Genomic DNA, 12,413 nt, shown 5'->3' on the forward strand with positions numbered 1-12,413 from the left:
CGGCCCGGGGCTTACTGGCGTCGGGCGGGTGGGTCGCGTACCCACCGGCTACGTGGTCTCCGGCCCCGGGCAGGCGGGCTCCGTATCCACCGGCCCCGGGCACGGGGGTCCCGTATCCACCGGCCCGGGGCTTACTGGCGTCGGGCGGGTGGGTCGCGTACCCACCGGCTACGTGCTCTCCGGCCCCGGGCAGGCGGGCTCCGTACCCACCGGCCCCGGGCACAAGGGTCCCGTATCCACCGGCCCGGTACTCACCGGCCTCGCACCCACCGTCTCCGTACTCACCCGCCCCGCATCCACCCGCCCCCAACCCCCTGAACTGGCCCTGAAGCGGCGGGGTTTCCCCGTCCCCGCCGCAGCCATACGACGACGGGGCCGGCCCGGTCCCGCCGCCGGGTGGTGGAGGCGGGGCTCCCCCGGTCCTGCCTCCACCACCAGGCCAGCACCTCACCTGAGGTTTGTCCTCACCCCCGTACGCATACGCGTACTCACACCCGCACTCACCCCCGTCCCCGCCCCCGCCCATGACGTCCCCCGGGCGATACGCGTGCGAAGGAGCCCGCGATGAGCGAGATGATCACCGCGGACCTGGTCGACCTCGACCTGTCCGCCGACACGAAGGAAGCGGCGGCACGAGCCCTCGCCGAGCGCATGGTGGCCCTGGGCCGGGTGACCGACCTCGACGGCTTCCTCGCCGACGTGGCCGCCCGTGAGGCCCAGATGCCGACCGGCCTCGACGGCGGCATCGGCATCCCGCACTGCCGCAGCGAACACGTCACCGAGCCGACGCTCGCCTTCGGGCGCAGCGCGGCCGGGGTCGACTTCGGCGCGCCGGACGGCCCCGCCGACCTGATCTTCCTGATCGCCGCCCCCGCGGGCGCGGACGACGCCCACCTCACGATGCTGTCGTCCCTGGCCAGGCATCTGATGAACGCCGAGTTCACGAGCGCGCTGCGGTCGGTGGACGACGCGGCGGCCGCGGCCGCGCTCATCCGCGGGGACGAGCCCGAGGCGACAGCCGCCGCCTCCCATAACTCCGACAACTCCGATGACTCCGCGGCGGAGTCGAACGCGGCGGCCTCCGCCGACCCCGCCACGGACGGCGCGGCCCCGGCGCCGGGTGCGACCGTCGCGGACGGCCCCGCCCCGGCGCCGGGCGCCACCGCCACCTCCGACGAGCGCCCGTTCCGTATCGTCGCCGTCACCTCCTGCCCCACCGGCATCGCGCACACGTACATGGCGGCCGAGTCGCTGGAGAACGCGGGACGCGAGGCCGGTGTCGAACTCGTCGTCGAGCCGCAGGGCTCCGCCGGTTTCACCCGGCTCGACCCGGCGGTCGTCGCGGCGGCGGACGGCGTGATCTTCGCGCACGACGTGCCCGTACGGGAGAAGGACCGCTTCGCCGGGAAGCCGACCGTCGACGTCGGTGTGAAGGCGGGCATCAACCGCCCCGCCGAGCTGATCTCCGAGGTCCGCGGCAAGGCGGAGCGCGGCGAGGTCTCCGCGGGCTCCGCGCCCGGCACGCCGGTGGAGCGCACCGGCGAGTCCGGCGAGGGCTACGGCAGCAAGCTCCGCAAGTGGCTGATGAGCGGCGTGAGTTACATGGTGCCGTTCGTCGCCGCGGGCGGTCTGCTGATCGCCCTGGGCTTCGCGATCGGCGGCTACCAGGTCAACAAGGCGCCGTCCGTCATGGACCACTTCATGTGGCTGCAGGCGGACAGCTGGGGTGCGCTGTTCTTCCAGATCGGCGGCGTGGCCTTCGGCTTCCTGGTCCCCGTCCTCGCCGGCTACATCGCGTACGGCATGGCGGACCGGCCAGGTCTTGTCCCCGGCTTCGTCGGCGGCGCGATCTCCCTCACCATCAACGCGGGCTTCCTCGGCGGTCTGGCCGCCGGTCTCATCGCCGGTGCCGTGGTGCTCGGGATCCAGAAGGTCAGGATCCCGAAGGCGCTGCGCGGCATCATGCCGGTGGTGGTGATCCCGCTGATCTCCGCGGCGATCGTCGGGTTCCTGATGTTCGTGGTCATCGGCAAACCCATCGCCTCCGCGCAGAGGGGCATGACCGACTGGCTCAACGGCCTCACCGGCACCAACGCCATCCTGCTCGGCACCCTGCTCGGCCTGATGATGTGCTTCGACCTCGGCGGCCCGGTCAACAAGGTCGCGTACACCTTCGCCACGGCGGGCATCGCGGTCGCGAGCCCCAGCGACTCGGCGATGAAGATCATGGCCGCGGTGATGGCGGCCGGTATGGTCCCGCCGCTCGCCATGGCCCTGGCCACGACCGTCCGCGCCAAGCTCTTCACCCAGACCGAGCGCGAGAACGGCAAGGCAGCCTGGGTCCTTGGCGCCTCCTTCATCTCGGAGGGCGCGATCCCGTTCGCCGCGGCGGACCCGCTGCGGGTCATCCCGTCGTCCATGGTGGGCGGCGCGGTCACCGGCGCCCTGTCGATGGCGTTCGGCGCCACCCTGCGCGCCCCGCACGGCGGCATCTTCGTGGTCCCGCTGATCGGCAACCCGTTCCTCTATCTCGTCGCCATCGCCGCGGGCGTCTGCGTCACCACCGCCCTGGTGGTCGTCCTGAAGGGCATGCGCAAGCAGGCCCCCGAGGGCACGGGTACGGGGGTCGCCGACGCTCCGATATCGGCGAAGGCCGAGCACGAGGAGCCGGTGGCAGCAGCCTGAACGCCAACCACCGGCCGCCTGCCCCTTTAGGGAGCCTGTGAGCAGTTCACTGCATCTGTGATCCATTTATTGCATCTGTGAGCTGTTCGCCGCATCTGCGATATACGTCACGGTCCGGGACTAAAGTCCCGGACCGTGGTGTCTACTGGGGAGTATGCCCGAGCAAGTGTCGATCCTTCAGCTCACAGGTGCGGCCGCCCTCGCCCTGGCGACGGTCATCTGGGTTGTCGGGCTGGTACGCCTCCTGCGCGGAGGTCGGGGCCGTGACCGCTCCGAAGTCGCGGTCCAGCGCCACGGCGACGCGCTCCGGCGCCACGGCGACGCGCTCCAGCCTCACGGTGACGCGGTCCATTCTCATAGCGACGCGCTCCGGGCGATGCCCCGCCAACGACGGGCCGGTCCCGACACGGCGCCCGTCGAACTGACCCCGCAGGAGCACGCCGCTTTTGCCGGTCTGGTACGTCAGTTCAGCGAAAGCCGTCCGTAGACGGCCTCCGGTGACCCACTGACTCCGTGGGTGTCAGTTGAGCCGAGCCGCGAGCCGCTCCATCGCGTCACGCGCCGCGCCCTCCGTGGCGTACACCTCGCACATGTGCCGCCGGTCGGGCGTCGCCGTGTGCTCGACCTCCCACAGGGAGATCTCCTGCCCGTCACGCAGCAGGAACGCGTGCTCGTAGAGCGAGAAGGACATCCCCGGCCGGCCTGTCCGGCAGGGGCGGCCGAAGGCCTGGGTGATCTGGTGCGCGCACGCCTCGCGTGTCAGCAGCGCTGCGATGTCGGCCTCCGGCTGATCCGGATTCTCGGCCCGCCGTAACAGCCTTCGTGCGTGATCCGCCGAGTCGTCGGGCACGTACTCGTGGCGCGGCTCGGGGAACGGCGACAGGTGTACGAGCACGGCCAGTTCGAAGTCCGGTGTGTCCGCGGGCAGCGGCAGCCGGTCCGTGGCGGCGCGCAGCTCCTCGTCGTCGACGTACACCTCGTGCTCCGGATCGCTGCCGGGTGCCGTGTTGTGCACCAGCTCCCACAGTGTGACCGCCGAGCCGTCGGCGAGCAGCCAGGTGTGTCGGTACGTCTCGCGATGCAGCCCCGCGCTGTGGTGCGCGGAGTGCAGCGAACTGTCGTGCGCCAGCGCACAGTCGAGCCGCCGTATCGTCTCGTCCGGCAGTTCGAAGGAATTCAGGGCACGACCAAGGAGTCGCGCGAGATGCTCCTCCGGAGACTCGGGCGACTCGGGTGGTTCGTACGCTGCTGTCTCGTACGGAACGCTCAAGGTTTCTCCCGGCGTTGCTGCATGTCACCTTGTGGGTGCATACCGTAGCCCCTCGATCGGACATCATGTCCGCGAACCGAGAAAACGTACGGCCGGAAAACGGGCAGGCCGCGCGGCAAGTTCCCGCACGACCCACCCGCGAGGCAAAAAGCCCTCGTCAGACGGCACTTCCGGTGGTCCAGGCGCTCCACGACATGTTCCAGCCGTTGAGCCCGTTGTCCGGCGCGACGGTCTTGTCGGGGGAGTTCTTGACGATCACGACGTCCCCGACGAGGGAGTTGTCGTAGAACCACTTGGCGCTGGTGTCCCCCTGTGCGCCCTGCACATCGGCGAGCCCCACACAGCCGTGGCTGGTGCCCTCCCGGCCGAACGGTGGATTGCCCTTGTTGTACCAGTAGTTGCCGTGAATGAACGTCCCCGAAGTCGTCAGACGCATCGCGTGCGGCACATCCGGGATGTCGTACTCGCCGCCGTAACCGACCGTCGATCCGTTCATCCGCGTCTGCACGAACTTCTCCGAGATCACCATCTGCCCGTTGTACGTCGTGTGGTCCGGGCTGCCCGCCGAGATCGGGACCTTCTTGAGGGTCTTTCCGTCCCGTACGACCGTCATGGTCTGCGTGTTGACGTCGACCGTGGACACCTGGGACCGCCCGATGGTGAAGGTGACGGTCTTCTCCTGCACCCCGTAGACGCCGTTCGCGCCCTCGACTCCGTCCAGGTCGATCTTCATCGTGACCTTGGAACCGGCCTTCCAGTACTCCTCGGGCCGGAAGTCGAGCCGCTGCGTCCCGAACCAGTGCCCCACCACCTGCTGCCCGCTGCTGGAGGACACCGTGATGTGCGACTGCACGGCCTTCTTGTCGCTGATCACCTTGTCGAAGTTGAACGAGACCGGCATCCCGACGCCGACCTTGGTGCCGTTGTCGGGCGTGTACGTGCCAATGAAGCTGTTGCTCGAGGTGACCGTAGTGAAGATGGAGTTGGCCGCGGCGGTGCGCCCACTCGCGTCCTTCGCTGTGGCCGATATCTGGTACTTCGTCCCGCGCTCCAACTGCTCCTTCGGCGTCCAGGACCGGCCGTCCGCGGATATCGCCCCGGCTACGGCCGCCCCCGTCCCGGACACCGTCATCTTCACGTCGGTGAGCTTGCCGTTGCTGACCTTCACGCCGGTCGCGTTGATCGACGCGCCCGTCGAACCGTCCTTGGCCGAGATGACCAGGGTCGCCGTGGACGACTTGGCCGAACTCGCGCCGCTCCCCGCGTCCTTGCCGTCCTTGCTGTCCGCTTTCGCGCTGCCACCGCAGGCGGTGAGGGTGAGGGCGCCGACCACCAGGGCGGCACAGGCCCCCAGTGCGCGCCGCGCTGTTTTGTCCGGCGTTGCCACGGGCTGCTCCAGATTCTCGTGATGTGGGTGATCCGCTCCACTACGTCGAGAAAGAGCGAGCGGCGGCGGGAAGGGTTCCCTCCGTCCGCCGTGAACACCATCACGTGACAGAACCGCGACAATCCCCCAAGCCCTGGCGACAAAACCCAACGCGGAAATCCCGGCCCGCCCCTGCCCTACCGCCCTACCACCCTCCACCCTCCACGTTTCGCGCCTCGCGCCTCGCGCCGCCCCAGCCATCCAAGCTCCGGGTGGTTACCCCCGCCGCCCCCGTCTCCCGTACAACTCCTCGTACGTCGGCCACACCCCTCCCGCCCCGTCCACCGACTCCGCCGCCCGCACCGCCCGTACGATCGCCCGCGTCACCAGGTCCGCGCCCGCCGCAAGAATGTCGTTGAGGGCGAGGGGATGCGGGTCGGCGAAGGGCTGGGCGCCTGTGGCCAGTGCGAACACCGTGTCCCCGTCGTTCAGCAGATGCACCGGACGCACAGCGCGCGCGATGCCGTCGTGCGCCGTGCCCGCGAGCTTCTGCGCCTGGGCGCGCGTGATGTCGGCGTCGGTGGCGACGACCGCGAGCGTGGTGTGCAGCGGGGGAGAGCCGTTCTTCGCGCTGGTTTCGGCCAGCCGCCGCTGCGCCGCCTCGTGCACCTCGGCGGGTGGATACGGCGTACGCCCCTGCATCAGCTCCCCGTAGAGCGCCCCCGTTTCCGGCTGCACCACCGACCCCGCCGCGTTGACCACCACCAGCGCGGCCACGGTGATCCCCGAGGCGAGCACGACGCTCGCGGTGCCGATCCCACTCTTGAGCATCCCGGCGACCGCCCCGGTACCGGCGCCCACGCAACCCTCACGCACCGGAGCGCCGGGCTCGCTCGCGGCGGCCGCCTCGACCGCCGCGCGGCCCGTCGACGCGTCCGGCCTGGCCCGGAAGTCGCCGCCGCGCCCCAGGTCGAAGACCGACGCGGCGGGAACGACCGGCACGACGTGTGCCGGATCGGAACTCACCCGCACCCCGCGCCCGCGCTCCTCCAGCCAGGCCATCACACCGGACGCCGAATCCAGCCCGTACGCGCTGCCGCCGGTCAGTACGACCGCCTCGACCTTCTGCACCAGGTTGCGCGGGTCGAGCGCGTCGGTCTCCTTGGTGCCCGGCCCGCCGCCGCGCACGTCCACGGCCGCGATGGCGCCGCCCGGAGGGGCGAGTACGACCGTGGTGCCGGTGAGCCAACCGCCGCCGGTACGCGTCGCATGCCCCACTCGCAGACCCGCGACATCCGTCAGAGCGTCAACTGTCATGGCGACAGTGTTTCCCGCTTCGCGCCCCCTGCCGCCTCCCGCGTGACCAACCGCGCCGTCAACGTCACCCCGACCGCCACCGCCAGCGCCGATACGATGCCCGCCGCGAGCACCGCCCGGTCGCCCAGGAACGTGCACAGGATGACCAGCAGGGCGGTGGTCGGCAGGACGGCCTGCTGGGCGATGCCCACCTTGAAGTAGCGCGAATGCAGCACCCAGACGGTGAGGAGATACAGCGCCGTCGGCAGCGTCACGGCGGAGGACGCGGCGAGCGTCGAGATGTGCGCCTTTCCGACCGCCTGCTCGACCGCCACTTCGAGTCCCGCGCCGATCGCGGCCGCCGACGCGTAGATCAGGTAGTGGCCGTAACCCCACAGGAACGACTGTCTGTTGGACCGCAGATGCCCGTGGATGGGTACCACGAAGTAGATCCACCACGCGGAGAAGACGATCAGCAGCCCGCCCGCGGCGATCGGCAGCAGTTCTCCGAGGGCGTCGTTCTCGTCCACACCCGACTTCACGGCGACCGTGGCCGCGGCGATCGTCTCGCCCAGGACGATGATCGTGAACAGGCCGTACCGCTCGGAGATGTGGTGCGGATGCCAGGACGTCGCGAAGTCCTTCTCCGCGAACACCGGGACACACAACTCGGCGAGGGCCATCACCAGGAACACCCAGGGCCGCCCGTGCTCCGGCAGGACCAGCAGCCCCAGCCAGCCGACCTGGCACAGCAGCACGCCGCCCGCATACCGCAGTGCCGTCGTCCTCTCGGCACCCTCCGTCGACCGCACCACCCGCAGCCACTGCGCGATCATCGCGAACCGCATGATCGCGTACCCGAGCCAGACGACCAGGAAGTCGTGGTCGCCGGACGCCCGCGACACTCCGGCGGCGAGTACGAGGACGCCGGCGATCTGCACCAGCGTGACGACCCGGTAGAGCGCGTCGTCGTTGTCGTACGCCGAGGCGAACCAGGTGAAGTTCATCCAGGCCCACCAGATCGCGAAGAAGATCATCGCGTAGGTGAGGATGCCCTCACCCGCGTGCCCCTCGGCCACGGCATGCACCAGCTGGACGCCCGCCTGGGCGATGCCCACGACGAAACACAGGTCGAAGAAGAGCTCCAGCGGCGACGCGACCCGGTGCGCCTCGTCGCGGCCGCGGGCGGTCATTCTGCACAACGGTCCGCGACCGGTAGGCCGTGGCGTCGCAGCGGATTCGGAAGCGGAACGGGACGTCATACGGCCAAGCACAGCAGAAAAGTTCCGGAAATTCTTGTGAATGTGATCACAAGCAGGCTGGGGTCCGGTATCCGCGGGGGAGGGGCCGGGGCCGTGGGACCCACTTGCCTCGGCGTCTGTCGGCGGTTCCACGCCAGTCGACCCTGTGGGGCGCCCGGTTCGGCCGGGGTGGGTCGCCGCCCCCGCCGCGTACCCTGGAGGCATGAGCACCGCTTCCGCCCCCGAACCGCGCGATCCCAAGCCCGCCGCGCTGGTCTTCGACGACCCGCTGAGCCAGCAGTCCTCGGACGACACGGACCGCGGGTGGGGCGAGCGGCCCGGTGGCGACGGCGACAGCGCGGCCGACCTCAAGCGCTTCCTCGACGAGAAGCCGCCCCACCACATCTGAGCCGCGCGCGACCACGTCCGGACCCCGGCCCAGACAGCCCCCGCTAGTCCTCGCTGTGCCCCGAACCGCGCTGTGCCACCAAGGCGTCGCGGATCTCCTTCAGCACCTCCAGCTCGGTCACCTCCATCATTTCCTGCGTGCCCTCCTTCGCCTTCTGGCGGGCCGCCTGCAGGGCCAGGTACTTGGACATGGGCAGGACCATCAGGAAGTAGACGACGGCTGCGGTGATCGCGAAGCTGAGCGTGGCGCCCAGCACTGAACCCCACATGATCCGGATGCCCGTCGCGGTGTCGCCCGTGCCCGTGCAGGGGGACTTGAGGCAGGAGCTGTAGCTGTCCAGATTCTTCGTGCCGAACGCACCCACCAGCGGGTTGATGACTCCCTTCACCACCGAGTTGACGATGTTGGTGAAGGCCGCGCCGATGACGACCGCGACTGCCAGATCGACGACGTTTCCCCGCGTCAGAAAGGCCTTGAAGCCGTCCAGGACACTGGGTTTCTTCTTCTCGCTCACCGAGGGGCCCCTCTGCACAAGTTGTGGAACAAACAGCTCCGCAACCTACGTTAGGGCGTGCCGTGCCTGTCCAATTCGGTAGCTCTAACGAGGGACTTGACACCGATTCTTCACTCACGGCGTCCCCACCGGCCGCATTACTCAGCACAGCGTCACCGCCAGCCGTGAGGTCGCGCTCGCGCCCGCCAGTCGCGCCGCCGTGGTGCGCGGGACGGACAGGACGACCAGCGCCCCGGTCTCGTCGGCGTCGACCCGCGGGACCTCGGTGACCCGGACCCCGGCCGCGACCACCTCCGCTTCGACGCCGGTGTCCGCCGCGACCACATCGACCCGGTCGCCCCGCCGCAGCAGCCGCACCGTGGCCGCGTCGGCGATCCGCACCGGCGCCGTCACCATCTCGACCGCGCGCCGTTCGCGTACATGAGCCGATGCGGAAGAGGAAGGGGAAGCGGCGGCGCTCGCCGGATGCCCCCGTGCCCGCTCCGCGTCGCCAGGGCTCGCCGCGATGAGCGCGGCCGCTGTGACCGCCAGCCCCGCGGCCACGGCCCGCCGCCTGTGCCGGGCCAGGCGCCGCAGCTGATACCGCCCGCCGCGTACGCGCACGGGCGCGAAGTGAGGCACCTCGCAGGTCGGAGGTGCGTCCGCACCCGGCGGACGTACAGGATCCGTGTCGGTCGGCCGTACTACCGGCGCGAGGGAAGTAGCGAGGTAGGAGAGGGGAGCGAGCTGTGCCATGGTGACCACCACCTGTGACGAGAGATCGGGTTGCGCTCCCACGATGACGCCTCGTGGCCGAGCCCGCCGGAGCCCGTGGACCACCGACGGGTTGTGGACAACTCCCTCACCCGAACGGGAAGTTCCACCCCCGTCCCAAACCGCCCCGAACCCCAAGGCCCCGGCCGACACCCACCCCTCGCGTCCGCTCCCGCCCCCCCGCTACGGAAGCGCGAACCCTGGATCCATCCCGCCCAACGCCGTCGTGCACGGACAGTCCCGCGTCCCGTTCGCCGGCAGTCCCGCGACCGCGTCGAAGAGCACACCCCGCAGCCGGTCCACATTCGCCGCGAACACCTTCAGGACGTCGTCGTGAGAGACGCCCTCGCCGGTCTCGGCCCCCGCGTCGAGGTCGGTGACGAGGGTCAACGATGTGTAGCAGAGCTCGAGTTCGCGAGCGAGCGCCGCCTCGGGGTGGCCGGTCATACCCACCACGGACCAGCCCTGCGCCTGGTGCCACAGGGACTCGGCACGGGTCGAGAACCGGGGTCCCTCAATGACGACGAGGGTGCCACCGTCCACCGGCTCCCACTTCCGCCCGCGCGCCGCTTCGAGGGCGGCCTTGCGCCCGACCGGGCAGTACGGGTCGGCAAGCGACACGTGGACCACGTTCGGCACCGTGCCGTCAGGCAGCGGAAGCCCGTCGAAGTACGACTGGGCGCGGGACTTCGTGCGGTCCACCAGTTGGTCCGGTACGAGCAGGGTCCCCGGTCCGTACTCGGGTCGCAGTCCGCCCACCGCGCAGGGGCCGAGGATCTGACGGGCGCCGACGGCGCGCAACGCCCACAGGTTGGCCCGGTAGTTGATGCGGTGCGGCGGCAGATGGTGGCCGCGGCCGTGCCGGGGAAGGAAGGCGACCCGGCGCCCGGCGATCTCCCCCAGGAACAGGGAGTCGCTGGGCGGCCCGTAGGGGGTGTCCACCTGTATCTCGGTCACGTCGTCGAGGAAGGAGTAGAACCCCGAGCCGCCGATGACCCCGATCTCGGCCCTGTCCGCCGCCGGCTCTCCGGCAGGGCTCTGCGCGTTCTCCATGTTCGCCATGAACGGCACCCTAGCCCGGGTCGGAAAACGCCGAAGACCCTGTCGTCGTACGACGACAGGGTCCCGTAAGAACGACGACAGGGTCCCGTAAGAACAAGGTTCTACGCGGCGGAGCTGCTACTGCTGGACGAGCCCGTTCCTGACGACTTCGAGTTCGAAGAACCTGACGAACCCGACGAACCCGACGAACTCGAAGAACCCGACGACTTCGAGTCCGAAGAGGACGACGAAGAGGTCGAAGGTGTCGACGACGGCTTGGAAGCCGACGCCGGCGCCGGCGAGGTGCTCGTCGACGAACTGCGGCTGTCATTGCGGTAGAAGCCGGAGCCCTTGAAGACAATGCCGACGGCCGAGAACACCTTCTTCAGGCGGCCACCGCAGTTGGGGCATTCGGTCAGGGCATCGTCGGTGAACTTCTGCACCGCCTCGAGGCCCTCGCCACACTCGGTGCACTGGTACTGGTAGGTCGGCACTGGTCTTCCTCCTGGCACTCTCACTCAATGAGTGCTAACGACGGTCCATAGTGACGTATTCCGAGAGATCAGTCCACCGCCACTGGCACTCGGTGACCCACGCCACGTGCGACGGTGCGGCTGGTGGGCCGCGTCGCCAGTCGTGATCGCAGGGCCACAAGGGTTATCAGAGCCAGTGTGGTGCCGGCCATCGGTACCAGGAAACCGGCGCCGTCCCAGAAGCGGTCCTCCAACTGTCCGGAGGCCGTGACGGCCGCCGCCTGGCCGAGCGCGACGGCGCCGGTCAGCCAGGTGAAGGCCTCGGTGCGGGTGTCGGCGGGCACCAGACCCTCGACCAGTGTGTAGCCGGTGATCAGGGCCGGAGCGATGCACATGCCGGCCAGGAGGCCGATCCCGGCGAGCACGATCACGGAGTGGGCGGCCCAGAGTCCGGAGGCGGTGAGGGCGAGGGCCGCGTACCCGAGGACGAGCCGCCGCTGTGGGGCCACCTTCCAGGCGACGGCGCCGCAGACGATGCCGGAGACCATGTTGCCCGCGGCGAAGACGCCGTACAGGACGCCGTTCAGGCCGGGTTCGCCGATGGACTCACTGAACGCGGCGAGCGAGACCTGCATGCCGCCGAAGACGGAACCGATGCCCAGGAAGGCCACGATCAGAATCCGCACACCGGGGACGCGCAGCGCCGAAACGTGCTCCACGCGCGCGTGCCCGTCACGGGCGACAGTGGGCTGTGTGCTCTTCTGCGCGGCGAACAGGAGACCACCGATCAGGGTCAGCGCGGCCTCGGTGAGCAGGCCGGCGGCCGGGTCCACGGTGGTGCACAGCGCGGTCGCCACCAGCGGCCCGAACACGAAGGTCAGCTCGTCGGTGACGGACTCGAAGGCCGCCGCGGTGGTCATCAGGGGCGAGCCCTGGAGCTTCACGCCCCAGCGGGCGCGCACCATGGGGCCGATCTGCGGCACCGAGGCGCCGGTCGGCACGGCTGCGGCGAAAAGGGCCCACAAGGGGGCGCCCGTCAGCGCGAGCGCGGTCAGGGAGAGGCCCGACAGGGTGTGCACCAGGACGCCCGGGATCAGTACCGCCCGCTGCCCGAACCGGTCGGCGAGACGCCCCGTGAAGGGCGCGAAGAGGGCCATGGAGACACCGGTTACGGCGGCGACCGCGCCGGCGGCTCCGTACGAACCGGTGGTGTGCTGCACGAGCAGCACGATGGAGATGGTCAGCATCGCGAACGGCTGGCGTGCGGCGAAGCCGGGGAGCAGGAACGTCCAGGCGCCGCGCGTGCGCAGCAGCTGTCCGTACCCGGGGCGGGAGGTGACCGTGGATGCCACGGCCCGTGCCTTT

The 12,413-nt window shown here is 70.1% G+C and carries 12 protein-coding genes; 3 read left to right on the forward strand and 9 right to left on the reverse strand.

Translation table 11 applies throughout. The annotated features are described in order from the left end of the window. The first annotated feature begins 564 nt into the window (after positions 1–564). A complete protein-coding gene (locus tag ACFWP7_RS26635) occupies positions 565–2,685 on the forward strand; it encodes a fructose-specific PTS transporter subunit EIIC (RefSeq protein ID WP_384385766.1) in 2,121 nt (706 codons plus the stop codon). Between the two features lie 154 nt (positions 2,686–2,839). Beyond that, positions 2,840–3,172: a hypothetical protein gene (locus ACFWP7_RS26640; protein ID WP_384385769.1), complete on the forward strand. Its 333-nt coding sequence runs from the start codon at positions 2,840–2,842 to the stop codon at positions 3,170–3,172. A gap of 33 nt (positions 3,173–3,205) precedes the next feature. Here ACFWP7_RS26640 and ACFWP7_RS26645 read toward each other — a convergent pair whose 3' ends face one another. From ACFWP7_RS26645 to ACFWP7_RS26660, 4 genes are all read right to left on the reverse strand, one after another. Continuing rightward, positions 3,206–3,955 carry a DUF6227 family protein gene (locus ACFWP7_RS26645; protein ID WP_384385771.1) on the reverse strand — a complete coding sequence of 250 codons (750 nt, stop codon included), beginning with the start codon at positions 3,953–3,955 and terminating at the stop codon, positions 3,206–3,208. A 157-nt stretch (positions 3,956–4,112) separates the two neighbouring features. Next, on the reverse strand, positions 4,113–5,342 hold the full coding sequence (locus ACFWP7_RS26650; RefSeq protein ID WP_384385773.1) for an Ig-like domain-containing protein: 1,230 nt from the start codon (positions 5,340–5,342) through the stop codon (positions 4,113–4,115). A gap of 255 nt (positions 5,343–5,597) precedes the next feature. Continuing rightward, positions 5,598–6,638, reverse strand: coding sequence for a P1 family peptidase (locus ACFWP7_RS26655; RefSeq protein WP_384385776.1), 1,041 nt, complete (start codon positions 6,636–6,638; stop codon positions 5,598–5,600). Then, positions 6,635–7,879 (reverse strand): low temperature requirement protein A, encoded by a 1,245-nt coding sequence (locus ACFWP7_RS26660; protein WP_384385779.1) that lies wholly within the window; start codon positions 7,877–7,879, stop codon positions 6,635–6,637. Before ACFWP7_RS26660 ends, ACFWP7_RS26655 begins: the two co-directional genes overlap by 4 nt. A gap of 202 nt (positions 7,880–8,081) precedes the next feature. Between ACFWP7_RS26660 and ACFWP7_RS26665 the strand changes: the two genes are divergently transcribed. Then, positions 8,082–8,267, forward strand: coding sequence for a hypothetical protein (locus tag ACFWP7_RS26665; RefSeq protein ID WP_384385782.1), 186 nt, complete (start codon positions 8,082–8,084; stop codon positions 8,265–8,267). Between the two features lie 43 nt (positions 8,268–8,310). Here ACFWP7_RS26665 and ACFWP7_RS26670 read toward each other — a convergent pair whose 3' ends face one another. The 5 genes from ACFWP7_RS26670 to ACFWP7_RS26690 form a co-directional block, all read right to left on the reverse strand. Next, the gene (locus tag ACFWP7_RS26670) at positions 8,311–8,781 is read right to left on the reverse strand and encodes an MscL family protein (protein WP_384385785.1); all 471 of its coding nucleotides are present in this window, start codon (positions 8,779–8,781) and stop codon (positions 8,311–8,313) included. Positions 8,782–8,922: 141 nt separating this feature from the next. Next, a complete protein-coding gene (locus tag ACFWP7_RS26675) occupies positions 8,923–9,516 on the reverse strand; it encodes a hypothetical protein (protein WP_384385788.1) in 594 nt (197 codons plus the stop codon). A gap of 201 nt (positions 9,517–9,717) precedes the next feature. Then, positions 9,718–10,587 (reverse strand): S-methyl-5'-thioadenosine phosphorylase, encoded by an 870-nt coding sequence (locus tag ACFWP7_RS26680; protein WP_384385974.1) that lies wholly within the window; start codon positions 10,585–10,587, stop codon positions 9,718–9,720. A 110-nt stretch (positions 10,588–10,697) separates the two neighbouring features. Then, positions 10,698–11,069: an FmdB family zinc ribbon protein gene (locus tag ACFWP7_RS26685; protein WP_384385791.1), complete on the reverse strand. Its 372-nt coding sequence runs from the start codon at positions 11,067–11,069 to the stop codon at positions 10,698–10,700. Positions 11,070–11,137: 68 nt separating this feature from the next. Further along, a complete protein-coding gene (locus ACFWP7_RS26690) occupies positions 11,138–12,400 on the reverse strand; it encodes an MFS transporter (protein WP_384385794.1) in 1,263 nt (420 codons plus the stop codon). Positions 12,401–12,413 lie beyond the last annotated feature (13 nt).

This window comes from Streptomyces sp. NPDC058470, from assembly GCF_042721055.1.
In the GTDB taxonomy this organism is placed as follows: Bacteria; Actinomycetota; Actinomycetes; order Streptomycetales; family Streptomycetaceae; genus Streptomyces.

Bases quoted from the DNA above. Each gene is read 5' to 3' on its own strand.
- ACFWP7_RS26635 (WP_384385766.1), top strand. From the start codon at position 565: ATGAGCGAGATGATCACCGCGGACCTGGTCGACCTCGACCTGTCCGCC.
- ACFWP7_RS26640 (WP_384385769.1), top strand. From the start codon at position 2,840: ATGCCCGAGCAAGTGTCGATCCTTCAGCTCACAGGTGCGGCCGCCCTC.
- ACFWP7_RS26655 (WP_384385776.1), bottom strand. From the start codon at position 6,638: ATGACAGTTGACGCTCTGACGGATGTCGCGGGTCTGCGAGTGGGGCAT.
- ACFWP7_RS26660 (WP_384385779.1), bottom strand. From the start codon at position 7,879: ATGACGTCCCGTTCCGCTTCCGAATCCGCTGCGACGCCACGGCCTACC.
- ACFWP7_RS26665 (WP_384385782.1), top strand. From the start codon at position 8,082: ATGAGCACCGCTTCCGCCCCCGAACCGCGCGATCCCAAGCCCGCCGCG.
- ACFWP7_RS26675 (WP_384385788.1), bottom strand. From the start codon at position 9,516: ATGGCACAGCTCGCTCCCCTCTCCTACCTCGCTACTTCCCTCGCGCCG.
- ACFWP7_RS26680 (WP_384385974.1), bottom strand. From the start codon at position 10,587: ATGGAGAACGCGCAGAGCCCTGCCGGAGAGCCGGCGGCGGACAGGGCC.